The sequence below is a fragment of the uncultured Nostoc sp. genome, from assembly GCF_964247315.1.
Taxonomy (GTDB): Bacteria; Cyanobacteriota; Cyanobacteriia; order Cyanobacteriales; family Nostocaceae; genus Nostoc.
Genome location: NZ_CAXTTT010000031.1, coordinates 11,906 through 29,346 on the forward strand (window position 1 = coordinate 11,906; position 17,441 = coordinate 29,346).

8 protein-coding genes are annotated in these 17,441 nt (G+C 40.2%); 1 reads left to right on the forward strand and 7 read right to left on the reverse strand.

What is annotated here, in order from left to right:
* Positions 1 to 306 precede the first annotated feature (306 nt).
* From ACFE93_RS11650 to ACFE93_RS11665, 4 genes are all read right to left on the reverse strand, one after another.
* A complete protein-coding gene (locus ACFE93_RS11650) occupies positions 307 to 5,544 on the reverse strand; it encodes a beta-ketoacyl synthase N-terminal-like domain-containing protein (protein WP_375473441.1) in 5,238 nt (1,745 codons plus the stop codon).
* A gap of 913 nt (positions 5,545 to 6,457) precedes the next feature.
* Entirely contained in the window at positions 6,458 to 7,813 is a 1,356-nt protein-coding gene (locus ACFE93_RS11655) for an AAA-like domain-containing protein (RefSeq protein ID WP_375473442.1), read from the reverse strand.
* Between the two features lie 352 nt (positions 7,814 to 8,165).
* Positions 8,166 to 9,785 carry a glycosyl hydrolase family 18 protein gene (locus tag ACFE93_RS11660; protein ID WP_375473443.1) on the reverse strand — a complete coding sequence of 540 codons (1,620 nt, stop codon included), beginning with the start codon at positions 9,783 to 9,785 and terminating at the stop codon, positions 8,166 to 8,168.
* The gene (locus tag ACFE93_RS11665; protein ID WP_375473444.1) at positions 9,773 to 10,093 is read right to left on the reverse strand and encodes a DUF4407 domain-containing protein; all 321 of its coding nucleotides are present in this window, start codon (positions 10,091 to 10,093) and stop codon (positions 9,773 to 9,775) included. The genes ACFE93_RS11660 and ACFE93_RS11665 overlap by 13 nt, the downstream gene beginning before the upstream one ends.
* A 281-nt stretch (positions 10,094 to 10,374) precedes the next feature.
* On the opposite strand from ACFE93_RS11665, the gene ACFE93_RS11670 reads away from it, so the two are divergent.
* A complete protein-coding gene (locus ACFE93_RS11670) occupies positions 10,375 to 13,107 on the forward strand; it encodes a CHASE2 domain-containing protein (protein ID WP_375473445.1) in 2,733 nt (910 codons plus the stop codon).
* Here the strand turns inward: ACFE93_RS11670 and ACFE93_RS11675 are convergent.
* The 3 genes from ACFE93_RS11675 to ACFE93_RS11685 all read right to left on the reverse strand — a co-directional run bounded on the left by ACFE93_RS11675 (position 13,085) and on the right by ACFE93_RS11685 (position 17,399).
* Positions 13,085 to 13,846: a DUF928 domain-containing protein gene (locus ACFE93_RS11675; RefSeq protein ID WP_375473446.1), complete on the reverse strand. Its 762-nt coding sequence runs from the start codon at positions 13,844 to 13,846 to the stop codon at positions 13,085 to 13,087. The two genes, ACFE93_RS11670 and ACFE93_RS11675, sit on opposite strands and share 23 nt — an antisense overlap.
* Before the next feature lie 148 nt (positions 13,847 to 13,994).
* Complete coding sequence (locus tag ACFE93_RS11680) at positions 13,995 to 14,348, reverse strand: hypothetical protein (RefSeq protein ID WP_375473447.1); 354 nt, start codon at positions 14,346 to 14,348, stop codon at positions 13,995 to 13,997.
* Between the two features lie 87 nt (positions 14,349 to 14,435).
* Positions 14,436 to 17,399: a CHAT domain-containing protein gene (locus ACFE93_RS11685; protein ID WP_375473448.1), complete on the reverse strand. Its 2,964-nt coding sequence runs from the start codon at positions 17,397 to 17,399 to the stop codon at positions 14,436 to 14,438.
* Positions 17,400 to 17,441: the final 42 nt, after the last annotated feature.

Genomic DNA, 17,441 nt, shown 5'->3' on the forward strand with positions numbered 1-17,441 from the left:
AGTAATTTATCTAACCACTTTAGACGCAGAAAACACAGATTCAAGAGATTAAAAGGAATTTTTTGACCAAAGTTTTTACTCATCTAGAAAGGACTAGTTTTAGATAATAGACCTTTCTACGTGATTAAGGGAAATACGTCGTTTCAGTGCTAAACTCTTGAATCTTCTGTTTACATTTTGGTTGTTTTGAAGTTTGAAACAACCAATCTCTGTTCTAAATTTCACCAGATTGGACAGTTCTGTTTTCATTATTCCCTCGTAAATTGTTGTTACTCCTGGTAAGTAGTAAGACAAGCGAAACGTGGGTTACAGTTGTCCTTCTTCCCAATCATCAGATTGCTCGGACTTCGATAGCAGATCGGATACTTTAGATGCTAACTGTACTAAAGACATGCCTAGCAGAAAGTCAGCTAAGGGTACAGATATTCTAAAGTCAGATTGAATTCGACTTTTTAGTTCGGCAGCTATCAATGAATCAAATCCTAAATTATTCAGCGGCTCATCAATATCTAACTTGGAGGTAGTTAGCCCTAAAGACTTGGCAATTTGTTTGCTGAGATAAGACTCTAGCATTTGCTGGGTTGCGTTTGGTGATCCTGCAAGCACGATATCTTGTGCCACTGCTTCTAGTTGGACACTCTCTACTTTTGGTGAGATGTCCTTAACCTCTTGGAATAATTCTGCAAACAGAGGTAAACCACTATTTGTCAGATTAAATTCTTGCATTTGCTGCCAGGAATCGATCGCACTACGAGCTAAAATTACAGATTGTTTAGCTTCTCCTGTTTGAGGCAGACTTACAGCAGAGCTAAAACCCATCTCTAATAGCAGCGATCGCCACTGATAGCTGGAAAGTAAGGGATAAGTAGGACGTAAATCTATATCGGCAAACTTCCACCAACCTTCAGTTAAGCCAAAAATTAAATCTAACATCCGAGATTTTGCGGTTGCTTCCAACAACACCAACATCCCCTCTGGTGCCAAAATTTGCTGAATATGCGCTAATGTCCGTCGTAAATCACTGGTGGCATGGATTACATTCGCTGCCAAAATCAGATCAAACTCTTGGGGTGCAAATCCTTGTGCTAAAGGTTCGCGTTCAATATTTAACAACTTATATTGAACAAAGGGATAATCGCGGAATTTTTGTTCTGCCTTAGCTGTGAAGAGATAGGATACATCAGTGAAAACATATTCTACCCGGTCAGATGGTAACTTGGACAATATATAAGCAGTTGTCCCTCCTGTTCCAGCCCCTATTTCCAAAATACGAACTTTGCGATTTGCAGGCAAGTTAGAAAGTGCGATGGCGATCGCTTCCTGTACCAGGGTGTTATTCAATCGGGCGGCGGGTGATTCTTGATACAATCTTTCGGTTGTAGAAAATGTCCCATCAGCAAACAACAATTCCACAGCATTGCATTCACCGCGTAGCACTTGTGCCAAACGCTCGCCGCATCGTTGTAGCAATATTAACTCAGCATCAGCTTTCGGGTATTGTTTTAACAAAGCCTCTGGCGACTGCACCTGTAAATTCAACTGTTCGGGCAGTTGACAAACTTCCCAACCTTCGCTGACTTTGTTTAACATCCCCTCTTCCTGTAATATCTCTAGCATCCTGCCTAATAATCGGTGATGCTGCGGAATTACACCGTACTGATGAGCTAAATTTATTACAGAAAGTTTTTGATGTCGGGAAAACTGACAGCCTAGTTGCTCGAAAGCCCGCAAAATGTAAACAATACTTAAAGTATCCAGATGAGTTAACAACTCTTCATAATTCTGTAAACCAAACCGATCGATTAATTGAATGATTTGCGGTTGTATGCGATCGCTGATTTCTTCTGGCTGTAGTATGTAATCGGCTGCAAGGTTAGTAATATTTTTCTGCTTGACGATTTGGGCATCAACCTGCACACGTTGAAAACGTATCCCTTTAATTTCGGCAAAGATTAACCCTGTTTCATCTAGCAATACAACATCACCCTCAAAGGCATTTAAGTCACCATTGCCATTGGGATGGAGATGGGCATAGCTGAAAAGCTGAGTTGGTGGTTGACACCAGATACGCATACTACCTACTCTCACCGGAGCATATCTAGCCATTCCCTGAGTATCTAAATTTTCTGATAGTAAAGTAGCAGAAAACACCTGTAAACAAGTATCCAAAAGTGCTGGGTGGATGCGGTAAGCCTTCGCTTCTGCTAACAGTGTAGGTGCGAGTCTAACTTTAGCAAGAGCTTCTCCTTCGTGCTGCCATAATTCCTCAATGCCCTGAAGCAGGGAATCATATTTCACACCCAAAGATCCCAAGTTTTGATAAAACTCAGCAACAGAAATTTGATTTATGCAACGAGTGCGGACATCATTTATTGAGATAGGTGTGACGGGGACACCTGAAGATGTTTGAATTTTGCCATTAACATGCAATATCCACTTTCTGGGTTGGTCATCAGTTGCAGTTTCCAAGCTAAATACCTGAAAAGTAATTTCTCCTGATGCTTCCGAAGAAAGAACCGTTTGCACTGTTTTGCTAATATCTGCTGACAAAGACAGCTTTTTTAGAAAAGCGACTTCTAACAAGCTATAAGAATCAAGTTTCAAAGCTTCATTGACAGCCGCATTAGCCATTTCTAAATAAGCTGCGATTGTTAATAAAACTTCTCCTTCTACTTGCAGGTCAGCAAGGTAAGGCAGTTTATCAGTATTAAGCTGGGATTCAAATATTTGCAATGCCGCCAGATACTGTGTACCCAGTAAAGGATGAACAGCACCTGTGTATGTGTGCTTGAGGCGATTTTCTTTTTGGTTAAACTCACACCAATATCGTTGTTGTTCAAAAGGATATGTTGGTAGGGGGATGCGACAACGTAAATAATCTCGGTCAAATCCTGCCCAATTAATATCCACACCTTTAATATATAATTCGCCCAAACTGTTTAGCAGTATCTGCCAGTCATCTTGCTCTTTTTTTAAAGAAGGCAACCAAGTTACATTTTCTGACGTTAGGCAACGCTTGCCCATGTTGATCAGAGTAGGATGAGAACCGATTTCTATAAACAAGTCGTAACCCTGTGCCGCTAAAGCTTGAATTCCTGATGCAAATTGCACAGACGATCGCAGGTGACGAGTCCAGTAACTCAAGTCCAGCATTTCCCCTGGTTGAAGAATCTCACCCGTTAAGTTAGATGCTAGTGGAAGTCTTAAGGGTGCAAACTGAACTTGAGAAAGCTTTTGCTCGAATTTGTCAAGGATGGGATTCATCAAGGACGAGTGGAAAGCGTGGGAGACATTTAAAACTTGAACAGTGATTTGCTGTGCTTGCAACTGTGCGATCGCTGTTTCAATTGACTCTTTAACTCCAGAAATGACAATACTTGTAGCTCCGTTGACTGCTGCAATACATACATTTTCTCCATAGGGTGCGATCGCTGTTTCCACTGTGGAGACATCAGCAAAAATAGCTGCCATCATTCCATTTTCGGGCAAAGATTGCATGAGGCGCGATCGCTCGGCAATCAGTTTTAGCCCATCCTCTAAACTAAATACTCCTGCAATGCAAGCCGCAACGTATTCACCGAGGCTATGACCAATAACTGCATCTGGGATGATTCCCCAAGACAGCCATAATTGTGCTAAAGCATACTCTAGAGCAAATAGTACAGGTTGAGTGTAAATTGTTTGATTCAACAGTTCTGCTGTATTATCTGCTGGGTAAAGTACGGATAGTAAAGATATATCTAAATAGGGACGTAGTAATTGGTCGCATTGCTCTAATATTTTACGGAAATTCGGCTGTGTTTGATACAACTGACGAGCCATGCCAATATACTGAGAACCTTGTCCGGTGAATAAAAAGACAATTTTGTGGGGTTTTTGGCTTTGTAATTGTCCAGTAAATACACCCGAAATATCCACTTGTCCATTTACAAAAGCTTGTAGTTGCTTCCTAAGTTCATCAGTAGATGCAGCAACAAAACTTGCACGGTGGGCAAAATGCGATCGCCCAGTATTTGCACTAAAGCAAATATCAGTCAGGGATGCACCTTGAGAAGTGATTACTTGATAATTATCTGCCACCCGCTTCAGGACATTTTTACTTTTTGCGGATAAAGTTAGTATGTGTAGCGGACGCTCAACTTCATTGACAGTATTTGCCAACACGGGTGCTTCTTCAAGAACAACATGAGCATTAACCCCGCCAACCCCAAAGGAACTTATACCAGCCCGTCGCGGTAAAATTTCTCCTTCCTCTGTCTTTAACTGCTTCCATTGTTGGGTTTCGCTGACAAGGTAAAATGGGCTTTTGTTGAAATCAATGCGGGGATTTAACTGCTGAAAATTAACAATCTTGGGCAATTCTTGATTCTTCATTGCCAAGAGTACTTTAATCACCCCAGCAATTCCTGCTGCTGCTTCTAAATGTCCAATATTGGTCTTAACTGTTCCTAGTCCACAATAGGGTTTATCAACTGGGGATAAATCATACTGTTGATGTAATTGTTTAAATGCTCGTTTGAGACCATTAATTTCTATTGGATCGCCCAAAGGTGTACCTGTACCATGAGCCTCGATGTAGGAAATCGTATTGGGGGCGACATTCGCTTTTGTATAGGCGGAGCAAAGTACTTGTGCTTGAGCATAAACATTGGGAGATGTCAGAGTTCTTGCTCTTCCACCATGATTTACAGCGCTACCTCTAATCACTCCATAAATATGGTCTTTATCTTCAATGGCTTTAGCTAAAGGTTTTAATAGAATTACTCCTGCTCCTTCTCCACGAACATAGCCATCAGCCTCACTATCAAAAGTTTTGCACTGTCCTTGTGGAGACAACATCCCCAGCTGACTCATTTGAATGTATCTCGTTGGTGCACAAAAAAGATTAACTCCACCTACGAGTGCTGTCTTACATTCCTGATCCTTGAGAGCATTTATAGCTTGATGAACTGCTACCAGTGAGCTTGAGCAAGCTGTATCTACGGGAACACTGGGACCGCGAAAATTGAAGAAGTAAGAAATACGATTGGGAATCATGAAAGTCCAAGTTCCAGTCCTCGCATGTCCGTCATTGTCCTGTTTATATCCATTTTGCAAAATATCGTAGTCGTTATGGCATACTCCGATAAAAACACCAACGGAACTTTCGGACAATTGAGATGGTGCATATCCAGCATCTTCGATACAAGACCAACTTAACTCCAGCATTAACCTCTGCTGAGGATCCATTCGTTGTGCCTCTCGAGGAGAGAGGCCGAAAAATTGTGCATCAAATTGGTCTATCCCCTCAATAAACCCACCCCATTTACTAATACTTTTATTAGGTTCTTCAGGTTTGGTAGAATAAAACTTATCCATATCCCATCTGTCTGAGGGAATTTCCGTGATACTGTTAATGCCTTGTTGAAGATTACGCCAAAATTGATGATAATTGTTTGCACCTGGAAATCGACAACCTATACCAATAATGGCAATTGAATCATTGGGCATGACTAAAGAATCTTGAATATTTTCAGAGATATCTTCTGGAACTTTACTTAGCATAAGCTTTATAAAATGAGTTTGTTTGGTTTATTACCGCTAATAAACGAAGCTTTTCAATTAGACTTTGGATAAATTTGGCAAGACAGGATAAAAGTTTTATGTCATTACGCTATCAAGCAAAACTTTTAATTTGTTCTGAACGGTGCTAATTACCACCGTTCAGGACAAATTAAAGCGTATTTAGACTCGCTCAATGCAGAATTATCAAAATAACTATGTTTGATAACTTATGAGCGCTTTCCTCTGAATAACTATTTACACTTACTATAATTATCGAAATAAAACTAGAACACAATCGGAAAAAGTCAGGAAAATATTCTATATAAAATTAGGTATTAAATTAATCAAAAACAGGACTTACGCACTGAAAACCTGAAATCTAGATTCCCCTAACCACCTTTTTAAGAGGGAAACGCTAAAAGCCCCCAAGTTATCAGAGGTTAGAGGATCTCTTGTTTGTTAGTCTTAAAAGAATAAAAAATCAGGATTGATAGGTAAGAAATTTAAAAAAATAGGAATAAATCAGGTTGAGAACCTAAACGACGATAAAACGCACCTAAAGCCAGCAAATCTAATTATGAATATTACTGACTTTAGGCTCAACTTCAGTACAAAGTTATGTTTTTAACGTCATACATCCTAAAAAACACGACAAATAATCTTGATGAGTTATCTTAAAAAGGTATCCCCTCAATAATTAGGGGTAGGCAATTATTCTAGTTGCCACCACCAACCGAAGTGATTAAGAGAAGATTGCTCACGAATAATAGTCCCAAGAGAAAGGATAATTCCAGTCTTAGAAATGCGATCGCGCCCACATACTCAAAAAAACTGATTCTCAACTTCCGAGTAGTAGCAACAAGAGACATAAAAGTATCAATCGCCTTTTTATTTCTACGTGACGGATAGCTACTTACAACACTCTGCAAAAATACTCACGGTACAAATTGCATCTAGGCATTACCTGATTGTCCTGTTGCTGCACTAATCCCATACTGTGCAACTTATAAATCTGCATTGAATCTAATTCCACTGGCTCAAGTGAAGTGACCACTTTTTTTAACGCTTCTTTTAAACCTTGAGCCTCTTCCGAGTGTAGTATCTCTAAATACCACCGCAGATGGTTGCTGTAAATTCCCGCTTCTGTAGAGGCATCTTGTAATAGCTGCTTTAGCGTTGTCTTTGTAGTGTAAACTTCGTACATTGCTAATCGCAGTAAATAAGGATGTCCTCCCACTATATTCATTAATTCCTTTACCTGAGTATCATTCCAATTTAGTCCATGAAGGTGAGCCAAATCTATCACCTGCTTGTGGTCAAATTCTCGTAACGCCACTGGTAGCCCTGCATTAAAGGGAGATTGGTTCATGTCCAACGGGATATAAACTTCGGTAGAATGTGCCATCACCAGCCTTAGTTGTTTCCATTGCTCAGAAATTTTCCCTTTCTCATGCCAGCTTCGCAGCATCCCGAAAAAGTCTTCAATCACTTGGTTATAAGGAAAAATCCGATCCACTTCATCTAACCCTAATACCAAAGGACAATCTATTTCTGGCAATAAATACTCCTCAAAGTACACTGTGCAGTTATCATTGCTACCTAAAATTTCTGTATCCCAATAATCTTTTAACCGATTTTCTAACTTTAACTTTCGACTAACTATTAAACACAACCAACGCACGAACTTGTCCAAATTCGTTAAAATTGCTCGTTCTACACTACTTAAATCCAAATATACCGTTTGATAGTTCTGGGATTCAGCATGAGCCAAAATCCTAGTAAGCAATGAAGTTTTGCCCATTAGCTTCGGTGCTTTAATCCGAATTAGGGAAGCGGGTTTGACAATTGTCTCATAACAAACAGACTCTAGGCCATCTCGCTCCACATAAAAAGCAGAACCTAGAGGAACTGAACCGTCTGGAAATGGTAGCTCTGCTAACGGGGATTTTGGCTGCTTGACATTGTTATCAATATGTAAAAGTAATTGCCTTTCCGAGGCTCTCTCCAACGCCCCTTTAAAATTACTCTTTGTTACCTCTTCCCCTAACGCCTCTGAAAGCTTTCGCCACAAATGAAAACCCACATCTCCTCTGAGGTAGCTTACAGAGAGATGGTACTGCTCTGCCATCTTTTCATAAGTCAGACTCTGCCACGAGCCTCGAAGCACGTCTAATTCAATATCTTTGAGGTGTTCTTGAAGATTATTGAAGACAATTTTCTCGGTAAGCTGTTTAGCTTTCTCCCAAGTAAAGGCTAATTTTGAGTTCATGGATGCTGAGGAAATAGCTGTTTTTGTTGTTTATCTATAGTTTCATTTATCGGAATCAAATCTGATTTATAAACTTATTTGCGTAGGCAGGGAGTAGAAAAGAGGAAATCAGTTCTTTCGAGTTGTACAGAGTTTTTTTACCCAACAAATAAGAGTCCTATATATAGTAGTATAAAATAAAATATATGTATGACAGTCCTATCTAATCTGTTAAAAATATTTTTTTAACGTAGACACAAAGCGGTAAGGGGGTCGCAGTTTTGGCGGTTTCCATCGTTAGCGAAGCAGCAGCGACGAAGGAGCGTCACCCCCGAACCCGGAGGGCTTCCCGCTCGCTACTGCAAAGAAGGTTCTACAACAAATTAGCAGCAGCAACATTAACTAATGAATCAGAATGAGTGATTGGCAAGTCACCAACGAGTTGCCAGAAAAATATTCCGCCTAGACCTTGTTGTTCAACATAATTAACTTTTCCAAGAACTGATCGTTTATCTTCGTAGGTACTAAACTCTTGTTTTTGAGAATTATAGATATAAGGAACTTTGGCACTATCATCCCAGTAATATTGATATCCATTTGTACCCACTTGATCGTGGATATCTCTATACAAAAGTTGATCGTTTACTGAGGTAGCACTTTGAAACAATCCATCATTGTTAGAACCAGGTTTCACTCCTGCCCAAGTGTCACTGTAGAGAGGAACTCCTAAGACAATATCCTTAGCTTCAACACCAGCACTCAAATACTTTTGAACTGACCAGTCAGCATTGAGTTTGTCACTATTATATGATTGATCGCTGCTACTTTTATACAAAGCAGCTTGATGATTGGTTGTGTTTTCCCAACTGCCGTGGTAGTCATAGGTCATTAAGTTGATAAAGTCAACATATTCAGAAGTAGTTTTCAAAACAGTTGAGTTTAAATCGTAGGGATCATCAGCGTAATCTGATGGAGACAATTGATAGGGAGAACCCGAAAGGGCAGTAGTCAGCAGATATTTATTTCCATCTGTAGTAGATGCGTTATTAAGTTGTTGACGTAGTTCACCTAGCAATTGAGTGTAATTACTATTCTCTTCCTTCTTAGGAAATTCCCAATCAATATCGATGCCATCGAAACCATTGTTTTTCATAAAATTGATGGCAGACTGAGCAAAAAATATCCTAGATTGCGCTGTAGAAGCTGCTGAGGAAAAATCATTTTCTCCTGCACCACCAATAGAAACAAGGATTTTTAGCTTGGGATTTTGAGCTTTGAGAGATTTTAATACATTGATGTCACCATCCTGACCATCTGGACTCAGTTTAACGTTACCTTGTGTATCGACATCTGCAAAGGCATAGAACAAATGTGTCAGCTTATTAACCGGAATAGTTGCAGGACTAGTAGTACTACTAATACCCCAAGAGGGCAAGTAACCAGCTACAATATATTGATTATTCATTGGAGGTAGTGTTGTCTGATTATTAGCTAAAGCTACATAAGTTCCATCTTGAGCAAAACCAATAATATCAGCTTTGCCATCACCATTCACATCATCAAGCTGCCGTGGCTTTTGGTCAAAGCTATTCCAACCACTTTTATTAACAGTAAAATCATTATTTTTCGCTGCTGACGCCGGGCTAAAAGTTCCATTGCTTTGACCAAGCGAGACAAAGACGTTATCAAATCCAAAGCCAACAATATCTGCGCGACCATCACCGTTGATATCAGCGAGTTGACGCGGATATTTGTCAAAGCTAGTCCATTCCCCTTTATTGACAGTAAAATTATCGTTCCTAGCTATAAAAGTTTGACCAAAGATTCCATTACTTTGACCCAAAGATACATAAACAGCATCACAGCTAAAACCAACAATATCAGTTCGTCCATCACCGTTGACATCTGCAAATTGGCGTGGAAATTTTCCAAAATTAGTCCATTTTTGCAAAAGGCTAAACTTTTTGATAGCTAACTTTTTTATTCCGTACATAGTGATAATAATGCTCCATTTAAAAATTGCATTTTCTTCTTACTGCTACTTAAAATAACAAACCTATCTAAATTAAAAATCTTTATTCCCCAAATCAAACCTACTAAGCTAGATACTATAACAAAGTTAAATACAGTATATAATGCATAGCTTCCAGATAAAAAAGCTACAACAGCAGTAAGCAAAATAGATGCATACTTATTCTCTTCTGAGAAACGCTTTTCAGGAGACATAGACTCCTGGTATACGACGTTAGTATTTATACCAAAGACAAATAAAAGAAATTTTTTCAAGTTTGGAAAAGACATTTGAGACTCCTTTAGTAGTAGTTAATGGCACTCGTAAGTTTCTTCAACCCATACCAGTATCTTTATGCTATGTTGTGAATCATACAAGAGGAAAAAGTCAGGTGTTTATTAATTAAATAGGAAGACTTAAAAATCAAAAATAGGTAAAAGTCAGGTAAAGTGAGTTGATTAATGAAAATAGTAGAATTTTTCTCTAGGACTGTTAGATAATAAATTATTTATATGACTGTATATAAAATTAAAACTATATATAATATTGAAAAATATAAAGGAAAGCCTTGATGACAGCAGCGAAATCAAACTTTGAATATCAAATTGGAGGGAGTCTGGAGAGTAGCGCTCCTAGCTATGTGAAACGATATGCTGATACAGAATTTTATGAGCACTTAAAGTGGGGTAAATTTTGTTATGTGTTGAATTCGCGGCAAATGGGCAAGTCTAGCTTGCGAGTGCAGATGATGCAAAGGCTACAAGCAGAAGGAATTATCTGTGCGTTTATTGACTTGACAGGAATAGGAACACATGATGTAACTCCAGAAAAGTGGTATGCAGGGATTGTCCAATCTTTGGTGAGTAGTTGCCAACTGCACTTAAAAATTCAATGGCGGAGTTGGTGGCGTGAGCGGAAAGATTTGCTTTCACCAGTGCAGTGTTTGAGCAAATTTATTGAAGAAGTACTCTTAGTAGAGGTCAAGCAAAACATAGTTATTTTTATCGATGAAATTGATCGCGTTTTGAGTCACAATTTCTCATTAGATGATTTTTTTGCTTTAATTAGATTCTTTTTTCAGCAACGAGAAGTTAATTATGAATATAGGCGTTTGACTTTTGCACTATTGGGGGTTGCAAATCCTAACGAACTGATTCAAGATAAGACCCAGACACCATTCAATATTGGCAAGGCGATTGAACTGCAAGGATTTCAGTCTGATGAAGTACAACCGTTAATAAATGGTTTGAAACAGAGAGTGAGTAACCCCGAAGTCGTTCTCATGGAGATACTAGAATGGACAGGTGGGCAACCGTTTCTGACGCAAAAGCTGTGTCAATTTATAGTTTCGGAGTCAACTGCTCAAAGATTTTCATCGGTTGAGCAAGTAGTAAGGTCGCACATTGTTGAGAATTGGGAATCTCAAGATGAACCTGAGCATTTGAGGACTATTCGCGATCGCATCTTGTACAGAAATCAAAAACGTACAGCTAGATTATTAGAATTATACCAGCAAATTTTATGTCAAGGAGAAATTCTTGCTGATGGTACTCCTGAACAAATCGAATTACGATTGTCAGGGTTAGTAGTCGAGCACCAAGGCAAGCTCAAGGTATATAATCGCATTTACAAAGCTGTATTCAACCACAGTTGGGTTGAGCGTAAATTAACAGAGTTGCGACCCTATGCAGAAGCGATCGCAGCCTGGTCAGCATCAGCTTGCCAAGATGAATCCTATTTATTGCAAGGACAAGTTTTACAGAATACCTTAGTTTGGGCATTAGGTAAAAGCCTTGGCGATTTAGATTATCAATTTTTAGCAGCTAGTCAGGACTTAGCTAAACGCCAAGCCCAAATGTCACTGCAAGCACTAGCACAAGCTAATAAACTTTTGGCACAAGCTAGACAAAAAGCCAAGCTAGAAGTTTTGCAACGACGAATTGGCTTATTTTGGATACCACGGATTGCTATATTTGTGACTGCACCTATTCTGCTGCTGCGCTTTGGTGGCCTGTTGCAGGGTGGCGAGTGGAATATGCTTGACCAATTTTTTTGCTGGCGGCTGTTGCTAGAATCACCAGAGAAACGGATAGCGATTGTCACTATTGATGAAGAAGATATAAAAAAGGTAGGAAACTGGCCTATTCCCGATCGAGTTTTAGCTAAGGCAATTGCCAATATTAAAGCCCAAAAACCTAGAGCAATTGGTTTAGATATTTTTCGAGATTTGCCTGTAGAACCTGGACATCAGGACTTGGTTAACATCTTCAAATCAACTTCTAACTTATATGGAATTGAAAAAGTTGTAGGAAGTAAGATTGATACCATTGCCCCTCCTCCCACTCTCAACCAAGAAAGAGTGGGCTTTGCCGATCAGGTGGTGGATGCAGATGGCAAAGTGCGTCGTGCATTATTATCAGTAGACGTCTCACAAGATGAAACACGTTACAGTTTGGCAATGAAACTGGCGCAGCAGTATTTAGAGGACGAAAAGATAACCATAGAATTCGTTGACAACGATCCCCAACGTCAAAGGTTGCGTTGGGGTAAAGCAGTGTTTGAAAGGTTTGTGGGTAATGATGGAGGCTACGTCCATGCAGATTCTGGAGGTTATCAGATTTTGCTGAACTTTAGAGGGAATCAGGAAAATTTTGCTACTTTCCCTTTAAGGGATATTTTGGAAAAGCGCATTCTCCCTGATAGTTTACGCGATCGCGTAGTTTTGATTGGCACTACTGCTGCAAGTATTAAAGATGAACTTTATACGCCCTATAATAGTGGTCTATTTAGTTCTTCGCAGCCGATGAATGGGGTGATTATTCATGCAAACATTATCAGTCAAATAATTAGTGCTGTTCTTGATGGTAGACCTTTGCTTCATGTTTGGCAAGAACCCATAGAATGGCTGTGGATTTTAGTTTGGGCGGGATTAGGAGCATTAGTTAGCCGACAGTTGAGGTGTTCAATCGCGATCGCTGCCAGTATAATCCTTGCTGGTGCTGGGCTTTTGGGGATTGGCTTTTTAGCCTTTTGCTTGGGCTGGTGGTTACCCATCATTCCCTCGCTGTTAGTATTTTTGGGGTCAGCAGTCGCCTTAGAGTTGGTTACTCACAAACAACTCGAAAGACTCCAATTCCATCATACTTTGGCACTGCTTTTTGAAATGTGCCAAGACCATCCCCTTGCTGGAGCAATTGCCATTGAATACCTCAAGCAGTCAGAAAGCCAAGATAATCAAGCTTTTACCGAGCAGCAGTTACGAGAAAAACAGTTAGCCACTTCTACAACCGAAGCGGTTGAGTAGCGATCGCTTCTAGCCCTACAGACTTCAGAAAGTCAGTCCAGGTATCTGCTATGGCTTGATTATCAGGCTGAGTGTTTTTGATTTGAGCTAGGGCAATGACGGCATCGTACCAAATTCCTTGTTCACTGTAAGCATCTATCTGCTCAAAAGTTGTCCTCTGCTGACTCTGGGGTTGAGGTAAAGCCACACGACGTACCCACGAGGTAATTACTGGATCGTTAGGGCTAGGTTTTTCGCCACATATCAACGCTAAAGCCCACTGATAATTTTTGCCTACTTGCAGAGGGGGTGAGCTATCTGCTGACTTGATGCTAATAATACCAGGTTCACCTTTAACCGGAATGAAGCTTTGGGAATAAAGCTGATTGTCTTCTGTTATCAAGCTTAAGACCACTTGGTTGGCAGATGTTTGGGGCAGATACACTAAAAATGTCGGATGCTCTGCTATAGTCAACCCATAGTTGCTGTCAGTGGGAACAACGGACATTACAGGGGTCTGGTTAGATGAAGTGGTTGTTGATGTTGCATCTTGAGGACATTGCGAATTACTACGCGACCCAGCCGATGATGTAAATTTTGGTTTACCCTGATTTGATGGTGGTTTGAATATTATCTGTTGGGATTTTAAGCGATTAGTCGGCGTTGGAATATTTGCATTTGATTGGGCAATTGTTGGTTGCGTACCTATCAGAAACAACCCGATCGTCATTAAACCAATCAACTGTTGACTATTTAACATGGGTTATCTTTTGGTAAAATCTATCTTTAATTAAGTGATACTCATTATTAATGCTCAATTCCGCAAAAATAGCATACTACTTGCTGGCTATAACCAATTACCTATTTAGGAACGTGCATTAAATAAAATGCAAAACTTCATCCTGTATCTAGCTTCCCTCTCCTTTATAAAGAGAGGAATTGAGGGTGAGGTAAGCTAGGGATATAAATTGTATGTTATTTAATTCTTGTTCCTTAGAAGGAACAAGGGAGATTACAGGGGTCTGGTTAAATGAAGTGGCCGTTAATGTTGTATCTTGAGGACATTCCTGATTACGAGACCCTGCTGATGATGTAGATTTTGGCTTACCCTGATTTGGTGGTGGTTTGAATATTATATGTTGAGATTTTGAGCGATTACTCGGCGTTGGAATATTTGCATTTGATTGGGCAATTGTTGGTTGCATCCCCATCACAAACAACGCGATCGTCATTAGAGCAATCAACTGTTGACTATTTAACATGAGTTATCTTTTGGTAAAGTCTATCCTTAGTTAAGTGATACTCATTACTAATGCTCAATTCCGCAAAAATAGTATACTACTTGCTGGCTATAACCAATTACCTACTAAGACAAAGGGTGCCCAGTAGTAAGGACGATGATAATTTGGCGATCGCAACAGGAACAACTGAGCTTGACGAAGTGCCTCAGCTTTAGTGACTCCAGGTTGGTTCAATTCTGAATAGAACTTGTTCATCAGCTCAACTGTAGATTCATCTTCTACTGACCAAAGCGTTGCTAATGTACTACGTGCCCCTGAACGCACCGCCACCCCTGCTAGTCCCAGAACCGCTCGATTATCACCTGCGGCAGTTTGGCAAGCACTCAAAATTAACAATTCCAAAGGACTTCGACCAGGGCGATCGCGTCCTTGCAATAATTGGTCTAATTCTTTAACATTAATCCGACCATCCCAAGTCAACAAAAAGGTATTGTCAGCCTGAGAAGAAAACTGACCGTGGGTTGCTAAGTGAACAATCGGGAAAGGTACATTATTGATTTGAACTTTCAGGCGACTGTCGGTAAATTCTTGGTTTAAGAGAACTTCTGTAGGAACTATCTTTGTAATCTCTTGAACTTCCTCTTCCACTCCCGGCAGTTTAGAAAACCCTTGCCTAGCCTCAGTCAAACCTCCCACTAAAGTTTGCAATTTGTTTGGGGAAAGCGAAGGTGAATATAACAGCTGTAACCCTGGACTCAAAGCAAGGTTATATTTTTCAATCAGATACTTCTGCTGCTGACTATCATAAAGTGCCGACATGGGTACTCCACGCAAAACTCCATCTAGTACAAACACCAAAGTTTTAATGTCATCTTTTTGCAGTTCTGCTTCAATTGGACGGATTAACCAGTCATAAAAAATTTGTTCTGGACGAAGTGAATCTGAGTAGCTGTAACGGTTGAAGCCAGCAAGCAGATCATTGTATACACGCTCGACCTCCCCGATTTCTCCTGGCTGAGAATTAGGCTTTAGAGGTGTTGCGTAGTATTTTAAGTCCTTTTGAGGTCGCGACAAGATGACAGCAAGGCGATCGGGCAAAATAATTGAATAGATGACCGCAGCATTTGGATCTAACTGGTCGATTGGTTGGGGTTGGCTGGTTATACAAGCTTCCCGAAAAAAGTTTGTCAGTTCTGCTAGTTGGAGTGCTTCTATAACATCACGAGCAAGCTTGAGATTTTCCTGATTAATCTCCGTTTGCTTTATCTGTTGAGAAGCTTGGGGTGGCAAGAGCAAATTGACCAGTTCTCGATAAACTGGTTCTACACTATCGCGAAAAGTAAATTGAATTTCTGGGTTAATACCAACTAAGTCCTGACGCAAAGACTGAAGAGTTTCATAAGCTAAGGTGTAGGCTTCGAGTGCGCTTTTTTGGTCTTGTTGAGTGTGGTAAATCCGTCCTAGTTGCCATTGCCAAAGATAGGTAATACTGGAATTATTAAAAGCAGATTTCTGCTGTAAAGCTTGTTCAGTGAATTGTCGTGCCTCTACCAATTTCCCCATTTGCAGGTAAACTCCTCCTAGATAACCACGCACATCGGCTTCGGCTTGCTTGTCTCCCAATTGTTGAGCTTGCTTGAGGGCGGTTTGTAAAATTTGCCCAATTTCTACCCAGGAGGGAATTTTTGAGGATTCAAGAGTTTTAACACCAGTGCCCGTAGGTGTATTCTTGACAAAGTTACATAGTTGCAGAATCGGGGATAAAGCATTTGATGAGTTTTCACTCAGTCCTGATTGCAGACACATCAAACTTTGAACAAATTTGATTTGAGCATAGACAGTGGGATGACTAATAGGTAAGTCATAGAAGTTAGACGTGATTTCAGATAGCAAAATTGGTACTTCAGCCCATTGCTGAGTTTGTACCAAAAGGCTGAATCGATTCAATTGAGCTTGTCTTTTGATATCTGATGAGGTAGATAATTCAGCTTGCCGATAGCAAGTAGCAGCCTGTTGGTAAAATTCAGCAGCATCGGCTATACTAGCTACTTGAATACAGTTTATAGGTTGTGTAACTAGCTGTTGTTGGCTTGGTTTTCCCAACTGTATTTTTCTATTACCTAAAGACCGGGCTGTATTACCTAAACTCAGGTAAATAGCAGCCAGATTTTGCGAATCTCCTGATTGTTGAGCTAATTGCCCAGCTGCGAACAACACCATTTGCGATTGTTCGAGTTGACTAACAACTCGTAAAACATTGCCGAGACTACGCAAAGCCAGAATATCTAAAGAAGAATTTCCCTTGTTGACAAATCGCTCTTTTAAGGTTTGCAGTTCTTCTTTTGCGATCTGGCAGTTTTGATGATCGAACTCTAAAGTTTTTAGTAAGGTTTTGCAAGCCATTGGGTAAAGACCCAAGTCTTGCATGGCTTGAGTTTGGTTAATCTGGCTTCTAATTGCACCATTTTGATTGCCGAGATTTTGATAAATTTTAGCCGCTTGTTTCCAAGTTGCTAAGGCTGCTTCTGATTCTCCTACTGCTAGTTGCAACTGTCCTTGGATATCCAATGTGGAACTGAGGATTTGCGTTAGCGCAGCTCCTCCTTCGGAGGTTCGCTCTGATGTTTTTGGCTGTGTTTGCAGGATATTTAAGCTGGTAGCGATCGCTTTTTTAGCTTGCTCCCACCTACCAAGTTGTTGAGCTGTCAGGGCAAGATTGCTTAACGCCATTGCTTGGTTAAGTTTATCCTCTCGCGCCGCAAAAGCCGCAGCAACTTGTTCCCAAACGGTTAGGGCTGACTCAAATTGTCCATTTTTGTAAAGCGATTTGCCTTGTTCTACCAACTGTAAAGGCTCTTGTTGAGTTTGGACGATCGCAGTTGATGCCCAAACCTGGTTAGTAACCAGCACTCCTCCCACAGACAATAAAAATAACAGAATTGCTAAAATTAGCGATCGCACTTGACTACTATAGAGTTTAGATTTGTAATGGCTAATTTGCGAGAAAAATCTGGCTTTGAGCGTAGGTGTAGCCCGTCGTAGACATCGCCCTCTCTGCTTTTTTTCATTCATATTTTATTTATCCTGTCAAGGAATTCACAAAAATACCTATTT

What these genes read in the sequence shown, in the direction of transcription:
- ACFE93_RS11650 (WP_375473441.1), bottom strand. Translation starts at nt 5,544, where the DNA reads ATGCTAAGTAAAGTTCCAGAAGATATCTCTGAAAATATTCAAGATTCT.
- ACFE93_RS11655 (WP_375473442.1), bottom strand. Translation starts at nt 7,813, where the DNA reads ATGAACTCAAAATTAGCCTTTACTTGGGAGAAAGCTAAACAGCTTACC.
- ACFE93_RS11660 (WP_375473443.1), bottom strand. Translation starts at nt 9,785, where the DNA reads ATGTACGGAATAAAAAAGTTAGCTATCAAAAAGTTTAGCCTTTTGCAA.
- ACFE93_RS11665 (WP_375473444.1), bottom strand. Translation starts at nt 10,093, where the DNA reads ATGTCTTTTCCAAACTTGAAAAAATTTCTTTTATTTGTCTTTGGTATA.
- ACFE93_RS11670 (WP_375473445.1), top strand. Translation starts at nt 10,375, where the DNA reads ATGACAGCAGCGAAATCAAACTTTGAATATCAAATTGGAGGGAGTCTG.
- ACFE93_RS11675 (WP_375473446.1), bottom strand. Translation starts at nt 13,846, where the DNA reads ATGTTAAATAGTCAACAGTTGATTGGTTTAATGACGATCGGGTTGTTT.
- ACFE93_RS11680 (WP_375473447.1), bottom strand. Translation starts at nt 14,348, where the DNA reads ATGTTAAATAGTCAACAGTTGATTGCTCTAATGACGATCGCGTTGTTT.
- ACFE93_RS11685 (WP_375473448.1), bottom strand. Translation starts at nt 17,399, where the DNA reads ATGAATGAAAAAAAGCAGAGAGGGCGATGTCTACGACGGGCTACACCT.